A 25,417-nucleotide genomic window follows, 5' to 3' on the forward strand; every position below is an offset into this window, starting at 1 on the left:
ATGACATTACCCTCAATTTTTGTTGCGCACGGTTCACCGACACTGGCTTTAGAAAACAACGCATACACCAGCTTTCTTGCAGAGCTGGGCGCGAGCCTGCCCCGACCCAAAGGAATAGTCATTTTTTCCGCGCATTGGGATAGTGCTGATCAATGTATCGGCGCGGATGATCAGCATGCAGCGTTGCACGATTTCTATGGCTTTCCTGAACAAATGTACACACTTGATTACCCTGCACCAGGCGATCCGAAGCTGTATGAGGAGATAGAGCATCTGTTCAGTCAGCATAACCTGTTCCACCAGCCGGTTCGGAACCGGGGACTGGATCATGGAGCATGGGTGGTTTTGCGGCATATATATCCTGATGCGCACATCCCGGTCGTCCCGCTCTCCATTGATTCCAGGCGTGCTCCGCAGGAGCAGTATGAGATTGGGCGGATGCTGGCACCGTTGCGTGAACAGGGCATTTTGATCATCGGTAGCGGTGGGTTGGTCCACAACTTGCGAACACTCAAGCAGACGAATGAGCCTGCGGATTGGGCGGTTCAATATGATAACTGGATCGGTCAGCAGCTTCAGGACTGGAATTTGCGTCATTTGTTCCAATATGACAAAAAGGCTCCTTATGCCAAACAGGCGGTTCCCTCTTATGGGATAGAGCATTTTTCACCGCTGTTTTACGCGATGGGGGCTGCGGATGACCAGCGCTCGGCGCAGAAGCTTTTTCAGTCCTATGTCCTAGGCTCACTGAGTCTCAATTGTTGGGCTTTCGGTCAAGAACGTGATACGTAAATGTGAAAAAGAACTTCCGAATCCACATGGCTAGTGGGAATGGAAGTTCTTTTGTGTATATAACGGGAGTTACTGTAGGGTGTGTTCCTGTAAAACTTGATCAGGAAGTGGGTACGTTCTTTTTCAGCCAGTTGGATACCTGTGCAGTATGTTTATCCCCGTTTTGATCCAGTAGTGCCACGAAGGCTTTTAGTTTTTGTACATAAGGACTAGCTGAGCCACTGTTGCGTTGAATTACCAGTTGATATCCTTTTTTGGCGTTAGGATGAATCTTCTTGGTATCGTAATCGAATAATGGCGTATTGTTTGTGCCGTAGAAGGTATAGAAATAGTACAGATCATGCAATTCTTTGACAGCTAGTGTACGGTTGGAATGTGGATATTTGTTTAAAAAGTCTTCCTGTGCCAGCACCCGTCCAGACAACTGCTGATATCCGATATGCAGTGCGGCATCCTTGGTAGCCGCCTGTCCAGATTCCACTGCCATGATGTCAATATAGCTGCATATATCTGCCGTGGTGTGCTTCCCGAACACTTTATATTTTTCATAGTTTATGACAGGATAATACATGCCTTCTGCGGTTTCCAGTTTGTATCCAGCATCTCTGGTTTGGGCCAGTAATTTTTTCAGGTTCGTATCTTTGGTGCGGCTAATTACATTTGTGAACGAATCGCCGGGTTTATAAATAGTATTGATTTTGGTTTGAACAGAAGTTGGGTATAGGGTTTGTGAATAAGAATCCAATTGCTTGGTCTGTGCATTTTCCAGATGAAGCGTCATGATGGTGGCTTGAGAGGCTGGAATGGATTGAATGTGTTTTTGCAAATAAGCGAATGCCTGAGGCAGCTTGCCGGGTTGACGTAGCAGTTGCTCGAAGGTGTTGGAGATATTTTGCACACTTTCCGATTGAGACGTTGTCGTAGTTGATACTGCCGCTTCGGCTTGTGATGGATATCCCAGTCCCATAGTCTGTACTGTGAAAGTTACTGTCGCGAGCATGAGGTAGGCTTTGGTGATTTTTTTCATGATATAACCCTCCATGGCTTTCTTTGATGTAACTGTAGTGTATAGGGGGAATGTATCGTGAGCATTCCGGGTTGTATCCAACTTGTAAACGTTTGGGGAAATGATGAATCGGATATAAAAGAAAGTCAGCAGCATAGGCTGCACAAAAACGAAATATATAAATACAGCAGCATAGGCTGCAAAAAAATGAAACATATAAACAACGGCAGCGTAGCTGCACAAAAACGAAACATATAAACCACGGCAGCATAGCTGCACAAAAACGAAACATATAAACCACGGCAGCATAGCTGCACAAAAAAACAACCATTAGCCCGGAGGGTAACGGTTGTTTTTTTGGGTAGCTTAAGCTATTTTTCGAGCAGGATCTGCTGGAAAGGTATCTTTATTTTTACGGAACAGTCCACGCAGGAAGGGCAGTACCCAACGATCCAAGCCAATCCGTCCAGCGTTTGCGCCAGCAACGACAAGGAAGATTTCAAACAGCAGGTAGATTGCATTGGTGCTTACTGTGCCCGAGAACAGGAACGAGAAGTTCATGACCATTGCCATCAAGGCAGCTAATGTAGTCAGTGTACCAAGAAGCAGGCCAACTCCGACCAGGAACTCACCCAGTGGGATCAGGACGTTAAACAGACCGACATTTGGTAGAGCAAAGGCTTCAAGGAACGATCCCCACCAGCCTTGTACAGCGGGATGTTCTCCGCCTGTTTTAGCAATGGCCCCCGAGATAAATCCGCCAGCATCGAATCCGCCAGTCAGCTTCTCAAGTCCATGGGTCATCCATTCATATCCCAGATAAACCCGTACTACAGTCAGCAGCCACATTGCTACTTTATTTTCACGCAACCAGTTGTTAAACATTCAAACCACTCCTCTTTCTTATCTTATAATGTTGGTTGTATTTCATTTGGTTTGGGATGATCATCTCTGCTACACCCTTATTGTATTAGGTTCAGTTACAGTTATTTGTGATAAAAATCACAAAGTCTGAATATTTTTTAAATTTTAATGTCTTCAGATAAGTATTCTATAGTGATGAGGAGTTTCAATCAAGACAAAAACAGGAAATAACGCTTATAATGAGGAAAATGTCTAACTGGAGGGATGAATTTGTCCGGGCCCATTTTCAATCGAAGCCAATGGTTGCGTGTGATGACCTCGGTTTTGCTATGTATGACCATGATGTCTTGTTCTGCTTTGTCCAAATCGGGTGAATCAGAACCCGCACCTCAACCGCTTAAGCAACAAACACAGCCGGAGGCGCTTGAGCCGCCCAAGGAACCGACTATTTCGGCATTTACAGCTCCGCTTACCGGCCTTCCGGTGGAGCTGCCTGTTCTGGAACGACCGCTTGCGATTATGATTAATAATGCTCCAGCCGCACGGCCTCAGGCGGGACTTAGCGAGGCTGACATGGTATATGAAGTTCTCGCAGAAGGTGGAATTACACGTTTGGTAGCATTTTTCCAAAGTCATGGCGGTGATGTGAAAATAGGCCCGGTCCGCAGCATCCGGCCGTATCTGATTGAGCTGGGCGAAACTTACGGGGCGTTGCCGATACACGCCGGGGGAAGTACAGATGCTTATGCGATTTTACAGCAGCAACGAAAAGAGCATCTGGATGAGATTTCGAATGGGGGAGCTTACTTCTGGAGAAGCAAGGATCGCCGTCCTCCACACAATCTGTACACAGATGTGAACAGACTTCGCCAAGGAAGCGAAAGTAAAGGCTACGCCAAGCAGACGGTGGTTCCGGTATATAACTACCTTAAATCCGGTGAAGCTTCGGTCATGGGAGACGGGGAGGCAGTATCTTTGCAAATCCGCTTTTTGCTTAAAAACTACAAGGTATCTTACACCTACGATCCGTCAGATCAGCAATATAAGCGTTTTGTGAACGAAAAGTCACATGTGGATCAAAACAATAACAAGCAGCTCTCTGCGGCCAATGTCATTGTGATGAGCACCAGGCACCAAACGCTGGATGATGTAGGTCGATTGAGCGTTGAGCTTAAAGGCGGTGGAGAGGCTATGTTGTTTCAACAAGGGAAGTTGATACACGCTGAGTGGCAGCATAAGCCCGGTGATGCTATTCGTTTTATGAAAAATGGAGTTGAAATTCCGTTAGTACCAGGTACATCCTATATACATGTGGTTCCTGCGGACGTTTCGTTGAACGAGCATGTAAGTGTAGAAGCGAAGTGAAATATACTTAATTCACCTTTTGAGGTAGATATTGTCGGATAATGCACTTCCTTGTCGGGTAATGTATACTTAATATTGTGAAATTTGCCTTTACAAACTTTACAAAAACATTGATGAGTGTGATAAGATAGCAAAGGTTGTCTAATGCAGTCGAAACAGGTTGCGGATATTTTCGTAAAGGGGTAATCGTTAATGAGATTGAAGAAAAAGGATATATTCTTCGAGACGTTGGAAAATATGGCAGATACAATCGTGCAAGCAGCCGATTATTTTGCCCAACATACTTCAAATCTTCAAGATGTGGTTCTGTTTACTAATGAAATGAAGAAGTATGAAAATAAGTGTGATGATTACACACACACGATTATTACTGAGCTGAACAAGACCTTCATTACGCCGCTGGAACGCGACGACATCATGGAACTGACAACGACCATGGATGATGTGCTGGACGGTCTGGAAGCGACAGCCTCTCGTTTTTATATGTACAACATTACGGAGCCGGACGAGTATATTGTGCAGTTCGCTGATATTTTGCGTCAGTCGGCTTATGAAATCCAGAAGGCTGTACATTTGCTTTCACAGAAGAAGCTGCTGGCCATCCGTGAATACACCATTCGCCTGAATGATTTGGAAAATCAGGGGGATGAGCTGTTGCGTATTTGCATCAAAAACCTGTTTGCAACTGTAACTGATCCCATTGAACTGATTAAACGCAAAGAATTGTACGAACGCCTAGAAACGACAACGGATTCATGCGAGGATGTTGCAAATATGCTGGAATCCATCATTATGCGTAACTCGTAAGGGAGTCTTTTTACATGGATACAAGTTTACTGGTATTGGGTATTGTTATTTTTCTTGCTCTGGCATTTGATTTTATTAACGGTTTTCATGATACGGCGAACGCTATCGCAACCTCGGTATCTACCCGTGCGTTGACGCCGCGTCGTGCAATTATTATGGCTGCGGTCATGAACTTTCTTGGAGCCATATTGTTTACAGGGGTTGCCAAGACGATTGGTGGCAGTGTCGCTGACCCTACCAAGCTTACGAACGGGATTGATATCGTCATTGCGACGCTGATCGCAGCGATTATCTGGAATCTGCTCACATGGTGGTTCGGTATTCCTTCCTCATCTTCCCACGCATTGATTGGTGCGCTGGCGGGGGCTGTGTATGTAGGAGCCGGATCGGAGAAATTGAACTGGAGTGGCTTCATCGGAATTGTCGAGGGACTTATTTTCTCCCCGCTGATTGCTTTTGTAATCGGTTATATCGTAATGATGATTTTAAAATACATCTTCGCTCGTCGCAGTCCGCATACGGTGAATAAAGGTTTTCGCACGATGCAGGTCATTACGGCAGCGCTTCAATCGTTCACGCACGGTACGAATGATGCTCAGAAGGCAATGGGGATTATCACATTTGCACTTGTTTCGGCGGGTTATCAGGATCATCTGGAAGTGCCGATGTGGGTTAAAATTTCGGCCGCAACAGCAATGGCGCTTGGTACGTCCATTGGGGGCTGGAAGATCATCAAGACGATGGGCACCAAGATTTTTAAAATCGAGCCGATCAATGGCTTCGCCGCTGATATTTCCGGAGCTTCGGTTATTTTCACAGCCACGTTGCTTCATTTACCGGTAAGTACCACTCATGCCATTACTTCGGCTATCTTGGGTGTTGGTTCTGCGAAGCGTTTTTCCGCTGTGCGTTGGTCACTGGCTGGTCGCATTGTCATTACTTGGGTTATTACGATTCCAATTTCTGCCTTATTGTCAGGTTTGATTTTCAAAATTCTTTTTTAGTCATCATTATTTCTCGGAAAATAAGTACACACTGTAGGATACACAATAAGCTTCCGTCCGCTTTTTGCGGCAGGGGCTTATTGGCATTAAAGGGGTAAAAACAGGTCTTTTAAAACCTTACCCGACCAGACAGATCCATGAAACATTATAAAAAAATATCTGACATCAAAGTAGTCAATTTTTGATAACTCCTGTAGAATAAACAAAAAACTTTGAACCGTTCAACTGACTGGAGGAACTTATGCAAAAATCTGGTAAACTAACAGCACTCATGATTTGTCTGTTTTTTGTGGTTGCCCTGGCCGGTAATTTTGGCGTAGTGGCACATGCAGAAAACAAAACAAAATATGATATCGGCACGGATACAACGTTCGCGCCTTTTGAGTTTGAAGATGTAGATGGTAAATTTGTCGGAATCGACATGGATCTGCTGGCTGCTATTGCCAAGGATCAGAATTTTGACTATATCATCAAGCCTCTTGGCTTTAATGCGGCAGTGCAGGCACTTGAAACGAATCAAGTGGACGGCGTTATTGCCGGGATGAGTATTACAGATGAACGTAAGCAAAAATTTGATTTTTCTGAACCGTATTTTGATTCAGGTGTCGTCATGGCGGTCCGTAAGGATAACGATACGATTAAGCGCTATGAGGACCTGAAAGGGCAGCGTGTCGCTGTCAAAACGGGAACAGAAGGGTACACGTTCGCGGAGTCCATTAAGGCCAAATATGGCTTTACTACGGTTCCGTTCGATGATTCCTCTCAAATGTACGATGAGGTTAAGACTGGAAACTCAGTTGCATGTTTTGATGATTATCCGGTGCTGGCATACGGAGTGACACAGAATAATGGACTCAAGCTTGTGACGGATAAGGAAAAAGGTGGTTCTTACGGTTTCGCTGTCAATAAAGGCAAAAACCAGGAACTGGTGGAGAAATTTAATGCAGGGCTTGTGAATCTTCGCAACAGCGGGGAATATGACAAAATCATGTCCAAGTATCTGGGCGAATCCGGTAAAGGTGCGGCACCTGTAGAGCTTGGTCGTTGGGAACTCATTTCCGCTTCTCTGCCTTCGCTGATCAAAGGAATGGGAAATACGCTGCTGTACACGCTTGTATCCCTGCTGGTAGCTTTTGTGCTGGGTCTGGTGTTTGGCTTTATGAAGGTGAGTCACAATAAACTGTTCCGTGGTATTGCAACAGTTTTTGTCGATGTATTCCGTGGTATTCCGCTGATCGTACTTGCTTTCTTTATTTACTTTGGGATTCCGCAGGCACTGGATTTCAAAATGCCGCTCTTTGTTGCAGCCGTACTGACGTTGTCTCTGAACGCGGGAGCTTATGTGACGGAGATCATCCGTGGCGGTATTCAGTCCATTGATCCGGGACAAATGGAAGCGGCTCGTTCGCTTGGCTTGCCATACCGGACGGCTATGCTCAAAATCATTTTGCCGCAGGCTGTGAAAATCATGATCCCGTCGTTTATTAATCAGTTGGTTATTACGTTGAAGGATACGTCAATTTTGTCCGTTATCGGTCTGGTCGAATTGACCCAATCGGGTAAGATCATTATTGCGCGGACGTTCCAATCCTTTGATATTTGGCTGGTGGTTGCGGTGATGTATCTTATCGTCATTACAGTCCTGACCAAAATTTCCAACCGCCTTGAAGGGAGAGTTCGCCGTGGGTAAAATTATCGTCAGGAACCTGAAAAAAAGCTATGGTAGTAACGAGGTGCTGAAAGGCATTGATATGCAAGTGCAGGAAGGCGAGGTTGTCTGCGTAATTGGCCCCTCGGGTTCAGGGAAAAGCACGTTTTTACGTTGCATGAACATGCTGGAGGAAATTACAGCAGGCGAGGTCATCGTGGATGACTACAACTTGAGTGACAAGAGCGTGGACATTAACAAGGTCCGTGAAAATATAGGTATGGTGTTTCAGCATTTCAACCTGTTCCCGCATATGACGGTGCTCAAGAACATTATGTTCGCGCCGACAGAGCTGGGTAAACAGTCCAAGGCAGAGGCACGGGAGACAGCCTTGAAGCTGCTGGAGCGTGTGGGCTTGTCCGATAAGGCAGATGCCTTGCCAGGACAGTTGTCCGGCGGTCAGAAGCAGCGCGTGGCGATTGCACGCGCGCTGGCCATGAACCCGGATATTATGCTGTTTGATGAGCCGACCTCGGCGCTTGACCCTGAAATGGTCGGAGAAGTGCTTGGCGTCATGAATGATCTGGCCCGTGAAGGTATGACGATGATGATCGTGACGCATGAGATGGGTTTTGCACGCGAAGTAAGCGACCGTGTCGTGTTCATGGACGGCGGCTACATCGTGGAGGAAGGAACGCCACAAGAGGTATTCGGTAATCCGCAAAATGAGCGGACGATTAGTTTCTTGGAAAAGGTGTTGTAAGAGGGGCAGGGTTTGTGGATGTAGTCGGGGATGTGCTCGTGTGAGACGCTCCGCGGTCCATTTGATCTTACGATCGCTGTTGCCCCCGGATTTTCTGAATAAGCTCATGGCTGGAGAAATCCGGGCGCAACAGCGATGGGAAGCACCATCCGACCGCGGAGTGGCACTTCGTGGACGTAGGTGGTTGTTCTTTTATGATGTTTATTTTCATAAGTGGAGGGCTTACTTTGAAGATAAGGACTGCTCATCACGAGGATATTCCGGCGTTGGCTTATTTAATGGAGGAGCTTGGTTATCCTACATCAGTTGAAGATATGAAGCAGAGATATGAGCGTATCGCTTCAAATCCTAACTATCATACCCTGGTTGCTGAAATTGAAGGGGAAGTGGTGGGGATGGTTGGGCTACACTATGATATCTTTTATGAAAGAAATGAAGATTATGCGCGTATCGTTGTTTTTGTGATGGATTCGAAGCATCGTAATAAAGGCATCGGCAAGGCGCTAAATCAGGAAGCGGAAGCTTGGGCCAAAGAGAATGGTTTGGTTGCCATTGCTTTGAACAGCGGTAATCGGAGTGAGCGACAGGATGCGCATCAATTTTATCGACGGTTAGGCTATGAAGCAACAAGCACAGGCTTTGTGAAATTAATTGAAGCATAGTTATCATTATAAGTTGAGGATTTTGCAAAATCCTGAAGTTAGCTTCTTATCAGATAGAGAGATGGAACATATCGTTTGAGTTGGATTTATATTTTATAAGGATATCTTGGGGGATTGTGATGGCCCGGAGATATCCTTTTCTTTATTTGGCTGTATGAAGCATGAATATGGGGCTTGAGATTTGTATAACGCTAAATAGCTTATATACAATGTAAATAGAATCAATGACAGTAGTGTTAGGCGAGGGGGACGTACGGTGATACGTACATTGGTTATAGGCCATGATCATCAGGTGACGGTGGGACTGCCACTGGAGCAGATCGTCATGGAGGATTATATATGGATGTGGGTGGATTTTAGCGAGCCTACCGATCATGAATCGGAGCTGCTGACGAGTTATTTTCATTTTCATCCGTTGGCTGTAGAAGATTGTTTGCATGTTCTGCAACGTCCAAAACTGGATTACTACGAGGATGTGCAGTTTCTGGTCGTACATGCGCTGGATGTAGATACATTGGATGCGGAAGAAGTGGATATGTTTATTAGCAGCCGTTTCTTGGTGACATACCATCATCATGAACTGGAGGAGCTGGATCAGGCTTGGGAACGGATTGTCCAGCATGCCAATGAACGCAAAATTTGGTCGCGTGGGCCGCTGGCTGCGGCTTATACGGTGGTGGACAAGCTGGTGGATAACTATTTCCCGAGTTTGTTCATGATTGAGGATGAGCTGGCAGAGCTGGAGGGCCTGGGCGGGCGTGAATCGGTGGAGGACTTGATGAAGCAGGTGTTTGCCCTGCGAGGCAGGCTGCTCAAGCTGCGCCGTACAATTGTGCCGATGCGGGATTTGATGTACAGGGTCCTTAATTCGCAGCATGTGCAGGGTAAAGGGGAGCATATGGCCTATTTTACGGATATTTATGACCATCTGCTGAAGCTGACCGACATGCTGGAGGCCGACCGCGAGATGACAGCCGACCTGAGAGACAGTTATATTTCGCTAAATTCCAACCGTATGAATTCAATCATGAAGACGCTGACCGTCATTACGACTGTTTTTATGCCCTTGACGCTGATTGCGGGTATCTATGGTATGAATTTTTCGTATATGCCCGAGCTGGGCTGGAAATATGGTTATTTTGGAGTGCTGTTTTTTATGTTCATATTAAGTGCAGCGATGGTAATCTGGTTTATGCGTCGGGGCTGGTTCAAATAAAATAACCTACTTTCTTTTGCGTTTGCGCGGACGTTTGCGCGGGGTCGTGGTGCTTTTGCGCTGTGTCTTTTTCCGGCGTGTGCGCGGTGGTGTGTATTCATCCAATTCCTCGGTGAGTTCCGTTGCAGAATTTTTGCTCGCGGATTTTCCGAATGCTGGGAGCGAGCCCATAATCAGCTTCGCCATTGGCGCAAATTGCTGCACACTGGACATGACCTTCTGTACCTTGCCGAAAGTAGCGACAATCCCGTCAATGCCGCCCATACGGTCAATGAAGCCTTTAATTTCGTTGAGATTGGGAAGGTTACCAAGGTTGCCAAGACCGCCGAGCAGTCCTCCTTTGGCTGGGACCGGATCAGGTGTGACCACGGCGGCAGATTCCGTAATACTTGATGGTGCCTCATAAGGCACGATTCCGGAGGAATCGACTTGCGGAACATCGCTGTACGTGTCGAGTCCCGGATATGAAGATGAATTATACGGATCGGAAAGGGAACGCTGTGGCGGCCTCCGATGATAGTAGTTTCCAGGCATGAGATCACATTCCTTTGTAGGTTGATACTCTACTGTATGTTACAAACGCACAGTGGGTTTAGGCGCGTGTCCCGAAATCAGGTATAAAAGCGGATTTGGGCTGTAGCACAGTACGATCCTGCTAAAAAAATAATGCTGTTCTGTGATGCGTGAAATCGTTAACGCTTGAAAAACCAACTATTCCTCGGGTACAATGAGGATAGATCGTAACCTTGGGAGATGATAATCCATGCAGCTCAAAAAGCTTAATGATAAAAGTATTGATCAATTGTTCGAAGCCATCCTAACTCTAAAAAATTTGGAAGAGTGCTATGTATTCTTCGATGATTTGTGCACGATTAATGAAATTCAGTCCCTCTCTCAACGTTTGGAAGTTGCCCGTATGTTGGGTAAAGGTAGTACGTATAATCAGATTGAAGCAGAGACGGGTGCTAGCACAGCTACGATTTCACGTGTTAAACGTTGCCTGAACTACGGTAATGACGGGTATAAATTGACACTTGAGCGTCTGGGGCGCTAATGCGAAGCCCTGGGGTACTGGTCATTAGCCATGGCTCAAGGGAGTCGTATTGGGTGGAACAGGTGGATCAGGCGGCCGCAAAGCTTCATTTGCCGAAGGACATGCCGTTAGAGGTTGCATTTTTGGAAACGGTTAAAGGAAGATTGATCCAGGATGGTATTGACCGTTTGGAAGCTCTAGGTGTGACAGATTTGCTGGTTGTGCCCTTATTTATGTCGTCGGGCAGCACACATGTAGATGAGATCAGTTATGCGCTGGGAGTCAAGGATACGCCAGACAAGGAAACGGATTTGAAGCCTTTTCGGATCAAGGCGTGTGTGCATTTTGGTAGTCCGCTGGATGACGGAGAAGATGTGGCTCACATGGTTTGGGACAAGGTTAGCCCATTGTCGGTCAACCCTGCGAGAGAGATTATTTTGCTCGTGGGACATGGCAGTGTGCATGATGGTTTTTTTCAGCGCTGGGAGCGAGGGATTTCTTCGTTAGCCCGTACGGTGCAAAGGGTGAGTAGTATCGCTACGGACTACGCCTTGCTGAATCCTGAGAGTGTATATGATAAGGCAGCGTACTGGAAGCAGGAGCGGGGTCATGATGTTATTGTGGCGCCGCTTTTTTTAAGCTCGGGATATTTTACAAGTCATATCATTCCTGGACGATTACAGGGGCTTGAATACCGTTATTCGGGAGATCCTCTGCTGCCGCATCCCCTGCTCACAAGCTGGATGAACGGGCAAATTTGTGAACTGCTGCAAAGAATGCAGAAGCAAGATTGAGCAACAGGGCGCTTGGTTCAGCTACAACTTTATCATAGCCTGAAATTTCCGTATTTAGGTAAGCGTAGGCTTCTTTTATTGTAAAAGAGGCCTTTTTCCAGTATGATGATATTTTGTATAGAGTGAATGTGATGAATGAGAATATAAACATAAATATCATTAAATATACGGGTGGCGTAACGGGAATGAAAAGTGCTAGATTAATCTATAATCCGACCTCCGGACGCGAGGAAATGAAGCGTCGCCTTGCGGACATTTTGCAGCGTCTGGATGAAGGTGGTATTGAAGCCTCTTGCCATGCAACGACGGGAGAAGGGGATGCAACTCGTGAGACGATGGATGCCATTGAGCGCGGGTATGATATGATCATCGCCGCAGGTGGGGATGGTACATTGTACGAAGTTATTAACGGAATGGCTGAAAGGGAAAACCGTCCGCCCTTGGGCGTGTTCCCGTTAGGTACGACGAATGATTTTGCCAGGGCCTTGGGCATTCCCAAGCAATGGGAGGACTATTGCGATCTGGTCATTCGTCAAAATGCGAAGCCGCTGGATATCGGAAAAGCTAATGACCGCTATTTTATTAACATCGCGGGTGGCGGTACTTTGACCGAGCTTACGTATGAAGTTCCCAGTAAGCTGAAAACGATGATTGGACAGTTGGCTTATTATTTTAAGGGTGTGGAGAAAATGGTCAGCCTTGCCCCGCAAGAACTGATTATCAAGGCATCGGGTCAGGAAGTGATACACGACGAGTTCATGCTTTTCCTGATTGCTAATACGAACTCGGTGGGCGGATTTGAAAAGCTGGCGCCCGGTGCGACCATTGATGATGGGCTGCTCGACGTGATCGCTGTGCGCAAATGTAATCTGGCGGAAATGATTCGGTTGGTGACACTCGCGCTGCGCGGTGAGCACTTGCAGGACAAGAAAATCGTTTATTTTAAAACGGATTACATGGAAGTAACCTCGCCCGGCTATGTCCAGCTTAATCTGGATGGCGAACTGGGTGGTACCCTGCCAGCGACTTTCCGCAATTTGCCGCAGCATTTGAATGTTTTTCGGTAAAATGACGGTGAGTGTTCTCACTTCTCATCGCAGTACAGTATATGGAATGTAGAGTTGGAAGTTATTTTTCGTTGTGACGATATCGGTTCTTGCCGTTCTCCGTGGGGAGTAACGGCATTTTCGAGTTCACGGTACTGGCGTTAATGAGTGGAGCGATGGCCGCGTGATTATATATGAGGCTGTATGCCGATCATGAGCATGAACAGGTTTGAAAAGATTATCAGAAAGAAGTGACATCTATAATGACGAGTAACCATAGCGGACGTGGAAAAAGCCGCCGGAATGCAGCAGCTCCCATTCAAGGGAAGCCGCAGAAAAAGACCGTGCCGATGAACAGTGAAAGAGGACAGGGACAGCTTCGAGCTGGAACAGGAAATGGAAGTGCGAGTGGAAGTGAGCAGGAAAGGGAACGGAAGACATCGGAAAAGGGACGTGGATCGCATCGCGCCTCCCGTGGTGGACGAAGTCAGGATGCATCCAATCGTAACCGAGTTAGTGCAGAGCGTACCGATCTGCCAGTGCAAAAAAACGATGAAGCCGTGATGGACATCATCGGCATGAACCATGACGGCGAAGGCGTGGGGCGTGTTGAGGGCTTTACACTGTTCGTTCCAGGCGCGTTGCCGGGTGAAAAGGTACGGATAAAGGTGCTGAAAACGAAAAAGCAGTACGGCTATGCCAAGCTGCTGGATATCGTGCAGGCAAGCCCCGACCGGATTGCAGCTCCCTGCGCCATCTACGATCAGTGTGGCGGCTGTCAGATTCAGCATATGAGCTACGAAGCGCAGCTGGGCTGGAAACGCCAGTATGTCGTGGACGTGCTGGAGCGTATCGGGAAGCTGAAGGTGGAGGGAAATGAAGGTTCCATCGCAGGTGAACAAGCTACTTTGAAGGTACTTCCTACGCTGGGCATGAACGAGCCGTGGCGGTACCGTAACAAAGCCCAAGTGCCGATCGGCGTCACCGAAGGCGGACTTGTCGGCGGCTTCTACGCACGTGGTAGTCATCGTATCGTGGATATGGACACCTGTCTCATACAGGACGAGCGTAACGACGAGGTTGTCGCGCGTGTCAAAGAGATTGGACGGACGCTGGGCATCAGCGCATACAATGAAGAAACTGGACGCGGGCTGCTGCGCCATGTCGTCGTAAAGACTGCTTTTCGTACAGGTGAAATGATGCTGGTCCTTGTCACGAATGGACGAGATATCCCGCACGCAGATGCCTGGATCGGTAGTATTCGTGAGCATATCCCACACGTGGCAAGCATTTGCCAGAACGTGAATACCAAGCGAACGAATGTTATTTTTGGCGACGAAACCCGTGTACTATGGGGCCGTGACGTGATCTATGATTACATCGGAAACGTCCAATTTGCTATTTCCGCGAGGTCCTTTTATCAGGTGAACCCCGTTCAAACCGAAGTGTTGTATAGCAAAACCGTCGAATATGCCGGACTCACGGGTAAAGAAACGGTGATCGACGCATACTGCGGTATCGGCACCATTTCCTTGTTCCTCGCTCAACATGCGGATCAGGTATACGGAGTGGAGATCGTCAAAGAAGCTATTGAGGATGCACGGAGTAATGCGCTGTTGAACAATATGCGCAATGTGAAGTTTGAGGTAGGCGCGTCCGAAGACGTCATCCCCGCATGGAAAGAGCAAGGCATCACAGCCGACGTCATCGTCGTCGATCCACCCCGCAAGGGCTGCGATCCTCGCCTGCTCGAAACCATTCTGGAGATGAAGCCAGAGCGCGTGGTCTATGTATCCTGCAATCCGAGTACGCTGGCACGGGATTTAAGGATACTGGAGGATGGCGGGTACCGCACACTGGAAGTGCAGCCCGTGGATATGTTTCCGCATACGGTGCATGTGGAGAGCATTGCGAGGATTGAAAGGCTGAAAGATTGATGAATAAGGGATGCTGGCGATTCGCAAAGCTAATCATTTAGTGCGATCCTTGAGAAGATAAAAAAGATATTTATAAATTATTGAGGTTTAATGAAAGATGAGGATTCATCTTATGCCAAAAAACGATAATATGCTGGCCATTCTATGGATGCTGAATTCAGGCGTAAAAATGACTGCAAAACAAATATCCGAAAAGTTAGAAATAAATATAAGGACAGTTTATCGGTATATTGATGCACTATGTGCCAGTGGAGTGCCTATAATATCCGACACAGGTCATAATGGCGGGTATAGCTTGCTGAATAATTTTATCAGAGCACCTCTGCTATTTGATATTGAGGAAAAAAAGGCACTCCTTCATGCTGCTGTTTTTGCAAAAGAAGCCGGATACCCTTTGAGTGAGGCGTTAGGCAATGCGACATCAAAATTGAAAATGTATTCGAATCAGGAGCAGGAAAGTATACTTAGCCGTCATTTAGCCGGATTTGAAGTTATAAACCGCATGGGAGACCCTTCTGTTCAGCCGGTATTGGCGGAATTGGAGCAGGCTGTAGCAAACGAATTCTCTGTAGAAATTGATTATCGCACAAGCCATGAAGAACAACCCAAGAATAGGGTGATAGACCCCTATGGAATGGTCTACTGGAACAATAAATGGTATACTGTTGCATTTTGCCACCTAAGGAATGAGATCCGTAGCTTTCGGGCAGATCGAATTCTACAAATCAAGCGTACTCAAATAATATTTAAGCGTCCCGAAGCTTTTTCGGCCCGTGAATTTTTTATGCAAAATCTGTTACCTGATTTAGTGGGCAAGGACGGGTTAATTTCTTTAATTATCGGAGGCAGGTCAGAGGCATTGGATGACTTATGCCTGCATTGGTTTTTGGGGCATCATCTGAAAGAGCGGACATCAAATCAAGCAATCTTTTTACTTGAAGAAAAATCAATTCATATATATGTCCCTTATTTTCTCCTATCCTACGGGACATCCATTCAAGTAATCGAACCACAGAGTTTGAAGGAAAAACTTGTTGCTGTTGCGTCGGAGTTAATGGAATATTATCAACTTTAATAGCTTCACTGACAGCAGATGTCAGTGAAGCTATTTTATAATGATGATAATCATTGATTACCGATGGATGGTTGGTATCACTTGATGAATTGTAAAATAAGGAGAACGTGCAAATGAATAATACGGTATACCTTTATGTGTTTGACACAATGTCAGATTGGGAAATAGGTTACTTAACTGCCGAACTGAACTCGGGAAGATATTATAAGAAGGGGCTGGCCCCATCAAAAATAGTTACCGTGGGAATTGAAAAGACTCCTGTAACTACAATGGGCGGATTGAAAATACTGCCTGACATCAAACTGGATGAGTGCAGCATTGAAAGCACAGATACATTGATTTTACCCGGTGGAGATACATGGACAGAAACAATTCACCAACCCATCTTAAAAATCGCTGAGAGGTGTTTAAAGGAAGGTATATTGGTTGCAGCGATTTGTGGTGCTACAATGGGACTTGCCCAGACAGGATTGCTGAATTCACGTTGGCATACAAGCAATGATCTGGAATACCTTAAAATGATCTGTCCCACTTACACGGGCGAAAAGTATTACAAAATGGAGTCTGTTGTAACTGATGGAAAACTGATCACTGCATCTGGAATAGCTCCGTTGGAATTTTCTGTACACGTCTTGAAAGCTCTGGGTGTGTTTTCTTCAAAAACATTAGATGCCTGGTATAGTCTTAATAAGACTCATGAATCCAAGTATTTCTATGAGTTGATGAATTCAATCCAATGAAGGTATAAGCATAAAATTGATATGTTATGATCATTTAAAGGAGGAGTAAAAATGACTGAAAGCAGAGAATATATGGGAGTGTCAGGTAAATATACAAAGAATGGAACACCCAACGGCTTTACATCTATTACCCCATTTATAACAGTGAAGAATCCTTCTGAGGCAATAGAGTTCTATAAAACTGTTTTCAATGCAAGGGTTAAGGATATTACTGAATATCCTGATGGAAATGGCAATAAAATAATTGTTCATGCGGAATTAGATTTTGGAAATGGTTTTTTGCAGCTGGGAGCAGCGAATCCGGCATATAAATTGGCCTTGCCGCCAGATGAGGACAATGCGTGTTATTCTTTAGGAATTTACGTAATTAATGTTGATCAGGTACTTGAAAATGCGGTAGCAAGAGGAGCAAAAGTAAGGGAACCGGTTGCAAACTTTGTTTCAGGTGATCGATTCGCAAGTATATTGGATCCTTTTGGAGTAAGATGGTCTATTATGACTAGGATTGAGGATTTGTCAGAAGAAGAAAGTAGTCGGAGGGTTGCTGAATGGGCCAAAAGCTTTAGTGGAGAATAAATGCAATAACTGTCTTGATAAAAAGTGTTAAATTTTGAGGTTGAAAAAGCAACCCTTCGAAAATATACCGTGTCGCCAAGGGGCTACCAGCTTTATAGGGCATCATGATCACCGCCACAAGGCATGTGGAGAGCATCGCACGCTTGGTATATAAGGGTGTAGAGTGAGTAGAGGGGTTCGTTGGGGACGAAATGAGGACGTGAGCTATTCACGTCTTCTTTTTTATGTCTATTAATGAATGGTTATATGAATCTCCTCTTTTCATGCTGAATATATTTTTCAACCCACTAATAATAAACGAACATATGTTTTCATAAAAGCTTGTGCTACTCCAACTAAAAATGCAGATGGATAGATGAAGTTTTGTATGAATTCTGGTGATACAAAGCAAGAAAGCCTGACCAATCAACAGCTCAATTTAACTTTCCACGTAAGTTTGTAAATAAAGAAGATGGTTCGAGATATGAAGAAGACCTGCAAGTATGTTATATTTAACAAACGGCAATCATGATGAACATCAAATGGAGTGATTTTTTAGTAAAGTCACAGGGTTGAAGAACAGGTGAACAAAGCGTTCTGATGGTGGAACCGTTATAGGATCGAATATAGATTGAGTCAGATATAGAAAAGGATGAGATTATTTTGGAAAACAACGAAACTCAACAGGAATTTACAGAAGTATATGAGCAGCTTAAAGTAGCCGTAAACCGAACCTCCGATTGGAAAGCGCGTCTAGCTGCGGTGAATGATTTGAGTGCATGGAAGAACCAACAGACGATTGACGTGCTAACACATCGATTGAATAATGATACGGTATATGCCGTTCAGGAAGCCGCTTACCGCAAACTTCAGGAATGGGGCGAGAATGTACAGCCGCCTGTGCGCAAAGAGGGTGAGCTTGTTAAGGGCTTGACAAAGATCCTGGTGCGGATTAAAAAAAGCCTGCCAGCCGACCATACCTATAACGATTTTCGCGAGAAGTTGCACAAGATGAGAGTCGATATTTTTGACATCTATGAAGGTGACAAGGGTGCTGAGTTTGATCAGTGGCTGGAGCAAAAATGGGCTTCGTTATCCACAAGATAATGTCGGAATCCTACAACTGAATGTATTTTAAGGATTGTTACTGGTAATGCAGACAAAACCTTAACAGGGATAAGGGGTTATCTTTGTTAAGGTTTTTTTACTTATAATATTGGGAGTTGGTATGTTTGTATCTTTTCCTCGTTTGTGTGATTTTTAATGTGTTACATCTTATTTAATTGCCGAATTTCTTTGAAATATGGGTCACATTCATTGAAATATTGGTCACATTCATTGGAGAATTGAATGTATTCCGACTCGGTATTAGATAATTTATGGTTATTATATTTCTTCAAAATAAAATGAACTGAGGATGTATATAAATGATAAAGTTTATGGTCGATGAAATGCTGAAAGACAGGGAAATGACGATGTATGCTTTGGCAAAAAAATCAGGGATACGCCCCAATACGATAAGTCAGTGGGTGTCTGACGGTGGGGCAGACGTTAAATCCATTACGTTGGATACACTTGACCGTATTTGTGCTGCGCTGGATTGCCAGCCTGGAGAATTGCTCAAGTATGTGAAAGATACAAACCAATAAAATTTCTATTCTATAACGTTAAAGGAATACTTTTTGAGCAAGCTATGAAATACATATCAGAAATGCAAAGAAAGCAACTAAGAATTATCTGTAGATAAATTGTAGGAAAATGATCATTTTTGATGGTGCAATAGTGAAGTTTGTCGTTGATAAACACGTTTCCTTAAAATATATTAGCTCTAAGCGTGGTCATAGTGAATAAACTGTTGCAACGACAAATTTGCTCCTCTATTTTTTACCATTATTCTTTAACCATTGGTTAATTAACAAGTGTTGATTTTCCGTTTTTTTTGTCATACAATTCTTTCATTGCTACAGGGTCGGACTCAGGAACAGCAAGGCTTGATTCATATTTGGACGTGATTTCCTTGTACGCACTCGGATGATGAAGTATCTCTATATTGGAAAATCAGCATCACGGCAGCCTGATATCTCGATATCCTTTTTGGGATAGGGGCTGTTTTCCATATCTTTCAGTTTGATGATGAACATATACGAAGGGGAGCGTTTTTTTGGAATCGAAACAATTAACGAGAGGGCTAAAGCCACGGCATGTTGAGCTGATTGCGCTTGGAGGCACCATTGGCGTTGGCTTGTTTATGGGGTCAGCAAGTACGATAAAATGGGCGGGGCCTTCTGTGCTGTTGGCCTATCTCTTAGCCGGGATTATTATGTTTTTTGTCATGCGGATGATGGGAGAAATGCTGATTCTCGAACCGGTGACAGGCTCATTCGCTACTTTTGCACATAAATATATTAGCCCTTTGGCCGGTTTTTTGACCGCTTGGAGCTATTGGTTTTTATGGGTTACTGTAGGGATGGCGGAGGTTACTGCGATTGGAGTGTACGTGGGCTATTGGTTCCCTGACATTCCGCAATGGCTGCCAGCCTTGGCAGGTGTAATCATTATTGCGTTAGCTAATTTGGCGGCTGTGAAATTTTATGGAGAATTTGAATTTTGGTTTGCCATGATTAAGATTGTCGCCATTATCTTTATGCTGATTATTGGCACGGGTATGATCTTCTTTGGCTTGGGGAACGGCGGGCAACCGATTGGTCTCTCCAATCTGTACAGCCATGGCGGTTTTTTTGCAGGTGGTTTGAAAGGATTTTTATTCGCGCTCTGTATTGTAACGGCCGCTTATCAAGGTATAGAGATGGTGGGCATTACGGCGGGTGAAGCAGAAAATCCGAAAATGACGCTGCGGAAAGCTATTAAAAATATCATCTGGCGTATTCTAATTTTTTACGTGGGTGCGATCTTTGTTATTGTTACGATCTATCCTTGGAACCAAATTGGCGAGATCGGCAGTCCTTTCGTTCTAACCTTTGCCAAAGTTGGGATTGTGGCCGCTGCGGGTATCATCAATTTCGTTGTTCTCACAGCCGCGATGTCAGGTTGTAACAGCGGGATTTACAGTGCGGGAAGAATGCTATATACATTGTCTAAAAACGGACAAGCCCCCAAGTTCTTTGGGAAAGTTTCCGAAAGCGGGGTTCCCAGAAATAGTATTATTGCGACCATTTCCTTACTGCTGGTGGGAGTGCTGTTTAATTACTTAATCCCTGATTCCAAGCTGTTCCTGTATATTTATAGCGCCAGTGTTCTTCCAGGCATGGTACCGTGGTTTGCAATGGCAATCAGCCAATTTAAATTCAGGAAAAAGTGGAAGAACGAAATGGGAAATCATCCCTTCAAGTCTCGTTTTTTCCCGATCAGTAACTACATCACCATTATCTTCTTGTCCCTGGTGATCGTTGGAATGTGGTTCAATCCAGACACGCGCACGTCATTGATCGTCGGAGCATCATTCATGGCGATCGTCATTGTCGGCTATTTTGTCTTTGGCATAGGAAAGCGGCAGAGAATTGAAGAATTAGATAAGAAATAAAAGGCTGCTAAAATGCAGAGATCACGACCGAGCGAGATTCAGGTTACGTCCTGAGTTCGCTCGGTTTTTCTTTTGCCAAGGTAAAAGCAGCTTACTTCGGAAACGGAAAAACGGCTCAAGCTTTAACCCTATACCAATACGTATAAACTTCCGAGTATCCCAGTTTGGCATAAAGCCGTTGTGCAGGTTTATTATCGGCTACAACGGCTAAATAGCTGTGTCTGGCCCCATGCTCTTGTCCCCATTTGAGCAAATGTAATATCATTTGTTCCCCGAAGCCCTGATTTCTGTAATTTAAATCGGTCACAATATCGTATAAACCTAGATACTCTCTTTCGATAATTCCAAGACCGCAAGCAATAACTTGATTGTTGTCATAAAGCGAGATAAACCCTTTCTTCGTTATGATATTAGATAACATGCGTTCCATGATGCCCTTATGATGATCTTTCACATGATTGAGTCTGCAAAAATGCTCTAACCATTCTTCATTCATATGTTCATCTATTTTCACCGAATTTAGTTGGGGGCTGCTTAGGTTATCCAGCTTTAAGGTTTGAACACTTGTTGGGTCCATGAGGGAATAGCCCTTTTCCTCTAAAATGCGATCTAAATGCTCAGGATGGATAAAGGGAGTGATTTTATAGGTTGCGGGCAAGTTACGATTGAAATATAAGCTCTCACACTCTTCAATTTTATGATCGAGGTCAAAGGTTGAATAATGAATCGGGTTAATCGAGTTGGCACGTTTGGTATAACCATCTGCAAAGCGCAAAACCCATCCATCGTAAAGCAAAGTGGACAGGGGCTGCCAGTTGTTCAAGGATAGCTCTTCAATCATTTTAAGGTTCATAGGTATCCTCCATACAAATGAATAAGCTTCCTCGCTGTAGTGAATGCCTATTGTCTGTTGAATAGAGGATTTGTCGATACTGCCTAGTAAATAACTTTAATAGGTGGTAATGACGATGTGGACCTCATTAAGTAGTAAAGATAACACGATTGCCGAAATGTTTAAGTTCGCTTTGGAGCTTGAAGAACCCTGGGAATTGACACATATTGAATATGACGACAAAGACGGAGCCTGGCATCTTTTCATTGACTTCGAGAGAGGAGCCCTGTTTGCCTGTCCATCGTGTGGGACTACCTGCAAAGCCTATGATGCGGAGAAGAAGCAATGGCGCCATCTGGATTTTTGGAACTGGAAAACCTATATGCATGCCCGTGTCCCTCGAACCAACTGCACGAACTGCAACAAGGTAATCCTTGTCCCTGTCAAGTGGTCACGACCCATGTCACACTTTACCCTGCAATTCGACGCTTGGGCCATGCGTCTCATGGCTGAGATGCCGGTGAGTGCAGCCGCTAGAGAGCTCCGGGAACACGATACGCGGATGTGGCGAATTTTTCATCACTATGTTCATGTAGCCATGAATGAACTGAATCTGACTGGAGTGAAGCGAATTGCTGTAGACGAAACATCGTCACGCCGGGGCCACCGCTATATTACCTTATTTGTAGATGTAGATACCAAAACGGTACTGTTTGCAACGGAAAGAGCAAGGATACGCTAGAGAAATTTAAGCAACATCTGATTCATAAAGGGGCTACAGCCACACAGATTCAAGAAATCTGCTGTGATATGTCGCCCGCCTTCATCCGAGGTATTCAGGAACAGTTCCCTACGGCTGAAATTACCTTTGATAAATTTCACGTCATGAAAATGGTGAATGAAGCCGTTGACGACGTTCGCAGAGAGGAACAAAAGCCGCTCCTGAACTAAAACACAGCAGATATCTCTGGCTAAAAAACGCATCCGCTTTAAAGGAAAAACAGAAAGTGGAGTTGAGTAAGCTAAAGGACGGACATTTTCAAACCGGGACAGCTTATCGCTTAAAGCTATCTCTGCAGGAATTCTGGACACAACCTCATATTTTATCGGACATCTATTTACGGGAATGGCTGGGTTGGGCCAGACGCTCCCAACTGAAACCTATTATGGAACTATCTAAAACCTTGAAGCGACATGAGGAAGGCATGTTACGATGGTTTCACAGCCGGATGACGAACGGCTTCCTGGAAGGTATAAATGGGCTGATCCAAGCTGCTAAGAGAAAGGCACGGGGCTACCGTAATGTCCAAAACTTGATCGTAATGGTGTACATGACGGCGAATAAGCTTAGACTTCCAACGCTCGCAGCTCGTCGAGGGTAGTTCCCCTCCCCTTTTATACCAAGGGGTTAGAAGTCTATTAAAATGGTCCAACCTATGTTTCTACTCTAGCTGGCTTTACCCATCCAATAGAGCGAAGAGCAATGAATAATAATACATAATAACGAATAATAAACCAAAGAGAAGTAGAAAGAAAGTACTAATTTTGTTTAGGTCTAGCCAATATACAAAGGACATAAATTATCTATACTTTCTTCTAAATTTTAACTGTTAGTAGGATGATTGAAAAGATATACTGGTAATAATGATTTGAATTAACTTGGAGAAAAGAGGTTGAGGGCATGTTGTTGAAAAAATGGCCATTATTCTTGATAATAGGTATTCTCATGGTGGCATCTGTGGGCTGGAACGGTGGAGTAACTTATGCAGATGCTTATTACGAATACGCTTGGGATAAGTACAAGGGCACGGAGATCAAGACCTACAGATTGACTCCAGTATCTGGAAGAGCAGGAGAAATGGATCAGAAAAAGTTTTTTGACGCTATCAGCAAAACCCCAAATGTGTATGGGAATTTCAGCGGCTATAAAACAGGTAAAACAACAGGAGTTGTAACCAAGAGTGTAACGGATAGCGTTTATAAATTTACGGTTATTGATTTTATTCGCGATCAGGAGCCAGAGGTTGTAGAGTATATAAATCCCAGAGGTGGAATTCCTCATAGATGGAATGGAACTAGTGATATTCGAATTTTTTTGAGAGGGTCAGAAGCGACTTCTTTGGCGGAGCTATTTTATGAGGGAACACCAAGTGAAGGACGATATCATTTTAATGCTGACGATGTCTATTTAGTTACTTTCTGGTCCAGTACAGTAAGACCTATCAGTGGGATGTCTGCCGAAGCGCTAATCGAGGAAGGAACCCCTACGTTTATAAATCGAGAGCTTGTAAGTCAAATAAAAGACAAAGATCCTGCTGCTTATCCGCAAAATGGAACTTTAAATGGTTATTATTATGTTTATAAGGGTTCTGAGTTTATAGAAGAATAAAAGAGCAAACGGGATTTAAATAGTAGACTCTACATGATAACGAGATAACATTGTATTCTCCATGCCAAATGCGGATACATGATGTTATCTCTTGTTTTATTTGTATGCGTAATCGAAATAACAGCCGGATAAGGCTATACATTTAATTACCAATGAAAACCATTGTTAAGTGATTGGGATATACGGCTTTAAAAGTATATAAATTAGCATGAGAACAGAATTGCTAGAACTACTTTTTTTACTGGCCTTATTCAATCCTGGGGTGATTATTCCGATAACTTAAGTATATACAGTTTGGTGTTAATAGAAAAAAATGAAAATCCGTTTGAAAACAAAAGGGGTTATTTTCAAAGTTGAAACAAAGGGACAGGTGAAAGTGATCCAATGCTATCTCGTAGAGGAGGTGTAATGATTTAAAATAATGAGATGTGAAAAAAAGTTAAAACGAATTAGGCAATACATGGCTGGTTTACTGGCTGTTTGGTTGTTCTGTATACATACTGTGCCTGTTTTTGCAGATAGGGCCTTTAACGATATTGAACATTCCTACGCAGCGGATGCGATTGAGGCCATGGCTGCTCAAGGTTATGTTACGGGTTATCAGGATGGTAGCTTTCGGCCTATACATTTTATTTTGCGGCAGGAATGGGCTAGCATTTTCGCTAAAACCTTAAAACGCACATCGAATGACAAAGACGTTATTTCTTTTCGTGATGTGTCTCCCTGGGCTTTCCCTTATGTTCAGACCTTGCAGAAAGAGAATATTACCAAAGGAATTAGTGATCAATTATTCGGTGCCAAGCACAATTTGACTCGTCAGGATATGGCCGTTTGGTATGCCCGGTATTTTGGTGTTTCTGAAGATACCCGTTCTTCCGGTATATCCAGTTTTGTGGATCAGTCTGATATATCAGACTATGCACAAACGAGCGTGTGGCTGATGGAGCGATTAGAGCTGATAGAGGGGGATACGAATCATTATTTCCATCCCAAAAAATTTGTGACACGACAGGATGCTACGTTGGTTGCTTATCGGGTATGGCTAGGTGGTGACGATCTGAGAGAGCGTGCCAAGCGTTTGCTGGAATCATTAAGAAACGGAGCTGTAACGACGAATCAGTCGCCTAGCCAGCCGGAACCGGAGAAAACAGTGGTCGACTTGGCACCGGAGGTTAATAACCAACCTGTGAATCCGGAAATTGATGAGCCTAAAAGACACAGCTCAAGGCCCGATCGTCCGGTAACACCAATAGAGCCGATACCGCCCGTGACACCACCAGTGACGCCGCCCGTGACACCACCAGTGACGCCGCCGGTGACGCCGCCCGTGACACCACCAGTGACGCCG

Annotated in this window: 26 protein-coding genes and 1 pseudogene; 23 read left to right on the plus strand and 4 right to left on the minus strand. The window is 44.7% G+C overall.

Features of this window, described 5'->3' with window-relative positions; translation table 11 throughout:
* The gene (locus tag QD47_RS15745) at positions 1-792 is read left to right on the plus strand and encodes a dioxygenase family protein (RefSeq protein WP_044647037.1); all 792 of its coding nucleotides are present in this window, start codon (positions 1-3) and stop codon (positions 790-792) included.
* A 100-nt stretch (positions 793-892) separates the two neighbouring features.
* Here the strand turns inward: QD47_RS15745 and QD47_RS15750 are convergent, their stop codons facing one another.
* Complete coding sequence (locus QD47_RS15750; protein WP_044647038.1) at positions 893-1,819, minus strand: hypothetical protein; 927 nt, start codon at positions 1,817-1,819, stop codon at positions 893-895.
* Positions 1,820-1,876: 57 nt separating this feature from the next.
* Between QD47_RS15750 and QD47_RS15755 the strand changes: the two genes are divergently transcribed.
* Positions 1,877-2,056, plus strand: coding sequence for a hypothetical protein (locus QD47_RS15755; RefSeq protein WP_044647039.1), 180 nt, complete (start codon positions 1,877-1,879; stop codon positions 2,054-2,056).
* A gap of 108 nt (positions 2,057-2,164) precedes the next feature.
* Here the strand turns inward: QD47_RS15755 and QD47_RS15760 are convergent, their stop codons facing one another.
* Complete coding sequence (locus QD47_RS15760; protein WP_044647040.1) at positions 2,165-2,683, minus strand: DoxX family membrane protein; 519 nt, start codon at positions 2,681-2,683, stop codon at positions 2,165-2,167.
* A 243-nt stretch (positions 2,684-2,926) separates the two neighbouring features.
* Between QD47_RS15760 and QD47_RS15765 the strand changes: the two genes are divergently transcribed.
* The 7 genes from QD47_RS15765 (at position 2,927) to corA (ending at position 10,127) form a co-directional block, all read left to right on the plus strand.
* On the plus strand, positions 2,927-4,027 hold the full coding sequence (locus tag QD47_RS15765; protein ID WP_412177981.1) for a DUF3048 domain-containing protein: 1,101 nt from the start codon (positions 2,927-2,929) through the stop codon (positions 4,025-4,027).
* Between the two features lie 192 nt (positions 4,028-4,219).
* Positions 4,220-4,834, plus strand: a complete 615-nt coding sequence (locus QD47_RS15770; RefSeq protein ID WP_014279877.1) for a DUF47 domain-containing protein — start codon at positions 4,220-4,222, stop codon at positions 4,832-4,834.
* Positions 4,835-4,848: 14 nt separating this feature from the next.
* On the plus strand, positions 4,849-5,838 hold the full coding sequence (locus tag QD47_RS15775) for an inorganic phosphate transporter (RefSeq protein ID WP_014279878.1): 990 nt from the start codon (positions 4,849-4,851) through the stop codon (positions 5,836-5,838).
* Between the two features lie 241 nt (positions 5,839-6,079).
* Positions 6,080-7,528: an amino acid ABC transporter substrate-binding protein/permease gene (locus QD47_RS15780; protein ID WP_044647042.1), complete on the plus strand. Its 1,449-nt coding sequence runs from the start codon at positions 6,080-6,082 to the stop codon at positions 7,526-7,528.
* Positions 7,521-8,249: an amino acid ABC transporter ATP-binding protein gene (locus QD47_RS15785; RefSeq protein ID WP_044647043.1), complete on the plus strand. Its 729-nt coding sequence runs from the start codon at positions 7,521-7,523 to the stop codon at positions 8,247-8,249. Before QD47_RS15780 ends, QD47_RS15785 begins: the two co-directional genes overlap by 8 nt.
* Positions 8,250-8,476: 227 nt before the next feature.
* Complete coding sequence (locus tag QD47_RS15790; RefSeq protein WP_044647060.1) at positions 8,477-8,911, plus strand: GNAT family N-acetyltransferase; 435 nt, start codon at positions 8,477-8,479, stop codon at positions 8,909-8,911.
* A 256-nt stretch (positions 8,912-9,167) separates the two neighbouring features.
* Entirely contained in the window at positions 9,168-10,127 is a 960-nt protein-coding gene (gene corA, locus QD47_RS15795) for a magnesium/cobalt transporter CorA (protein WP_044647044.1), read from the plus strand.
* Between the two features lie 6 nt (positions 10,128-10,133).
* On the opposite strand, the gene QD47_RS15800 is transcribed toward corA, so the two are convergent.
* Positions 10,134-10,661 (minus strand): tyrosine protein kinase, encoded by a 528-nt coding sequence (locus QD47_RS15800; RefSeq protein ID WP_044647045.1) that lies wholly within the window; start codon positions 10,659-10,661, stop codon positions 10,134-10,136.
* Positions 10,662-10,890: 229 nt separating this feature from the next.
* Between QD47_RS15800 and QD47_RS15805 the strand changes: the two genes are divergently transcribed.
* The 10 genes from QD47_RS15805 (at position 10,891) to QD47_RS15850 (ending at position 20,848) form a co-directional block, all read left to right on the plus strand.
* Entirely contained in the window at positions 10,891-11,181 is a 291-nt protein-coding gene (locus tag QD47_RS15805; protein WP_014279885.1) for a YerC/YecD family TrpR-related protein, read from the plus strand.
* Complete coding sequence (locus tag QD47_RS15810) at positions 11,181-11,954, plus strand: sirohydrochlorin chelatase (protein ID WP_082067199.1); 774 nt, start codon at positions 11,181-11,183, stop codon at positions 11,952-11,954. The genes QD47_RS15805 and QD47_RS15810 overlap by 1 nt, the downstream gene beginning before the upstream one ends.
* Before the next feature lie 185 nt (positions 11,955-12,139).
* Entirely contained in the window at positions 12,140-13,021 is an 882-nt protein-coding gene (locus QD47_RS15815) for a diacylglycerol kinase (RefSeq protein ID WP_043922646.1), read from the plus strand.
* A gap of 242 nt (positions 13,022-13,263) precedes the next feature.
* Positions 13,264-14,937, plus strand: coding sequence for a 23S rRNA (uracil(1939)-C(5))-methyltransferase RlmD (gene rlmD / locus QD47_RS15820; protein WP_044647047.1), 1,674 nt, complete (start codon positions 13,264-13,266; stop codon positions 14,935-14,937).
* 112 nt (positions 14,938-15,049) lie between these two features.
* Positions 15,050-16,012 (plus strand): helix-turn-helix transcriptional regulator, encoded by a 963-nt coding sequence (locus tag QD47_RS15825; protein ID WP_044647048.1) that lies wholly within the window; start codon positions 15,050-15,052, stop codon positions 16,010-16,012.
* A 113-nt stretch (positions 16,013-16,125) separates the two neighbouring features.
* Entirely contained in the window at positions 16,126-16,752 is a 627-nt protein-coding gene (locus QD47_RS15830; protein ID WP_044647049.1) for a type 1 glutamine amidotransferase family protein, read from the plus strand.
* Positions 16,753-16,803: 51 nt separating this feature from the next.
* Positions 16,804-17,328: a VOC family protein gene (locus QD47_RS15835; protein WP_044647050.1), complete on the plus strand. Its 525-nt coding sequence runs from the start codon at positions 16,804-16,806 to the stop codon at positions 17,326-17,328.
* Positions 17,329-17,970: 642 nt separating this feature from the next.
* Complete coding sequence (locus QD47_RS15840; protein ID WP_044647051.1) at positions 17,971-18,414, plus strand: HEAT repeat domain-containing protein; 444 nt, start codon at positions 17,971-17,973, stop codon at positions 18,412-18,414.
* A gap of 320 nt (positions 18,415-18,734) precedes the next feature.
* Positions 18,735-18,956: a helix-turn-helix domain-containing protein gene (locus QD47_RS15845; RefSeq protein WP_044647052.1), complete on the plus strand. Its 222-nt coding sequence runs from the start codon at positions 18,735-18,737 to the stop codon at positions 18,954-18,956.
* Positions 18,957-19,468: 512 nt separating this feature from the next.
* A complete protein-coding gene (locus QD47_RS15850; RefSeq protein WP_044647053.1) occupies positions 19,469-20,848 on the plus strand; it encodes an amino acid permease in 1,380 nt (459 codons plus the stop codon).
* Positions 20,849-20,963: 115 nt separating this feature from the next.
* On the opposite strand, the gene QD47_RS15855 is transcribed toward QD47_RS15850, so the two are convergent.
* A complete protein-coding gene (locus QD47_RS15855; protein WP_044647054.1) occupies positions 20,964-21,701 on the minus strand; it encodes a GNAT family N-acetyltransferase in 738 nt (245 codons plus the stop codon).
* Positions 21,702-21,816: 115 nt separating this feature from the next.
* Here QD47_RS15855 and QD47_RS33210 point away from each other — a divergent pair, with 115 nt between their 5' ends.
* From QD47_RS33210 to QD47_RS15875, 4 genes and pseudogenes are all read left to right on the plus strand, one after another.
* On the plus strand, positions 21,817-22,422 hold the full coding sequence (locus tag QD47_RS33210) for a helix-turn-helix domain-containing protein (RefSeq protein ID WP_052646780.1): 606 nt from the start codon (positions 21,817-21,819) through the stop codon (positions 22,420-22,422).
* Between the two features lie 20 nt (positions 22,423-22,442).
* A pseudogene (locus QD47_RS33215) lies at positions 22,443-23,062 on the plus strand (transposase).
* A gap of 299 nt (positions 23,063-23,361) precedes the next feature.
* A complete protein-coding gene (locus tag QD47_RS15870; RefSeq protein WP_044647055.1) occupies positions 23,362-24,069 on the plus strand; it encodes a hypothetical protein in 708 nt (235 codons plus the stop codon).
* 421 nt (positions 24,070-24,490) lie between these two features.
* Positions 24,491-25,417, plus strand: a 927-nt coding sequence (locus QD47_RS15875) for an S-layer homology domain-containing protein (RefSeq protein WP_044647056.1), incomplete at its 3' end; no start/stop codon positions are given.

The sequence above is a fragment of the Paenibacillus terrae genome, assembly GCF_000943545.1.
GTDB lineage: Bacteria > Bacillota > Bacilli > Paenibacillales > Paenibacillaceae > Paenibacillus > Paenibacillus terrae_A.

Coding starts and splice junctions, on each gene's coding strand:
- QD47_RS15745 (WP_044647037.1), top strand. CDS start 1: ATGACATTACCCTCAATTTTTGTTGCGCACGGTTCACCGACACTGGCT.
- QD47_RS15750 (WP_044647038.1), bottom strand. CDS start 1,819: ATGAAAAAAATCACCAAAGCCTACCTCATGCTCGCGACAGTAACTTTC.
- QD47_RS15760 (WP_044647040.1), bottom strand. CDS start 2,683: ATGTTTAACAACTGGTTGCGTGAAAATAAAGTAGCAATGTGGCTGCTG.
- QD47_RS15765 (WP_412177981.1), top strand. CDS start 2,927: ATGAATTTGTCCGGGCCCATTTTCAATCGAAGCCAATGGTTGCGTGTG.
- QD47_RS15770 (WP_014279877.1), top strand. CDS start 4,220: ATGAGATTGAAGAAAAAGGATATATTCTTCGAGACGTTGGAAAATATG.
- QD47_RS15775 (WP_014279878.1), top strand. CDS start 4,849: ATGGATACAAGTTTACTGGTATTGGGTATTGTTATTTTTCTTGCTCTG.
- QD47_RS15780 (WP_044647042.1), top strand. CDS start 6,080: ATGCAAAAATCTGGTAAACTAACAGCACTCATGATTTGTCTGTTTTTT.
- QD47_RS15800 (WP_044647045.1), bottom strand. CDS start 10,661: ATGCCTGGAAACTACTATCATCGGAGGCCGCCACAGCGTTCCCTTTCC.
- QD47_RS15805 (WP_014279885.1), top strand. CDS start 10,891: ATGCAGCTCAAAAAGCTTAATGATAAAAGTATTGATCAATTGTTCGAA.
- QD47_RS15810 (WP_082067199.1), top strand. CDS start 11,181: ATGCGAAGCCCTGGGGTACTGGTCATTAGCCATGGCTCAAGGGAGTCG.
- QD47_RS15815 (WP_043922646.1), top strand. CDS start 12,140: ATGAAAAGTGCTAGATTAATCTATAATCCGACCTCCGGACGCGAGGAA.
- rlmD (WP_044647047.1), top strand. CDS start 13,264: ATGACGAGTAACCATAGCGGACGTGGAAAAAGCCGCCGGAATGCAGCA.
- QD47_RS15825 (WP_044647048.1), top strand. CDS start 15,050: ATGCCAAAAAACGATAATATGCTGGCCATTCTATGGATGCTGAATTCA.
- QD47_RS15830 (WP_044647049.1), top strand. CDS start 16,126: ATGAATAATACGGTATACCTTTATGTGTTTGACACAATGTCAGATTGG.
- QD47_RS15835 (WP_044647050.1), top strand. CDS start 16,804: ATGACTGAAAGCAGAGAATATATGGGAGTGTCAGGTAAATATACAAAG.
- QD47_RS15845 (WP_044647052.1), top strand. CDS start 18,735: ATGATAAAGTTTATGGTCGATGAAATGCTGAAAGACAGGGAAATGACG.
- QD47_RS15855 (WP_044647054.1), bottom strand. CDS start 21,701: ATGAACCTTAAAATGATTGAAGAGCTATCCTTGAACAACTGGCAGCCC.
- QD47_RS33210 (WP_052646780.1), top strand. CDS start 21,817: ATGTGGACCTCATTAAGTAGTAAAGATAACACGATTGCCGAAATGTTT.
- QD47_RS15870 (WP_044647055.1), top strand. CDS start 23,362: ATGTTGTTGAAAAAATGGCCATTATTCTTGATAATAGGTATTCTCATG.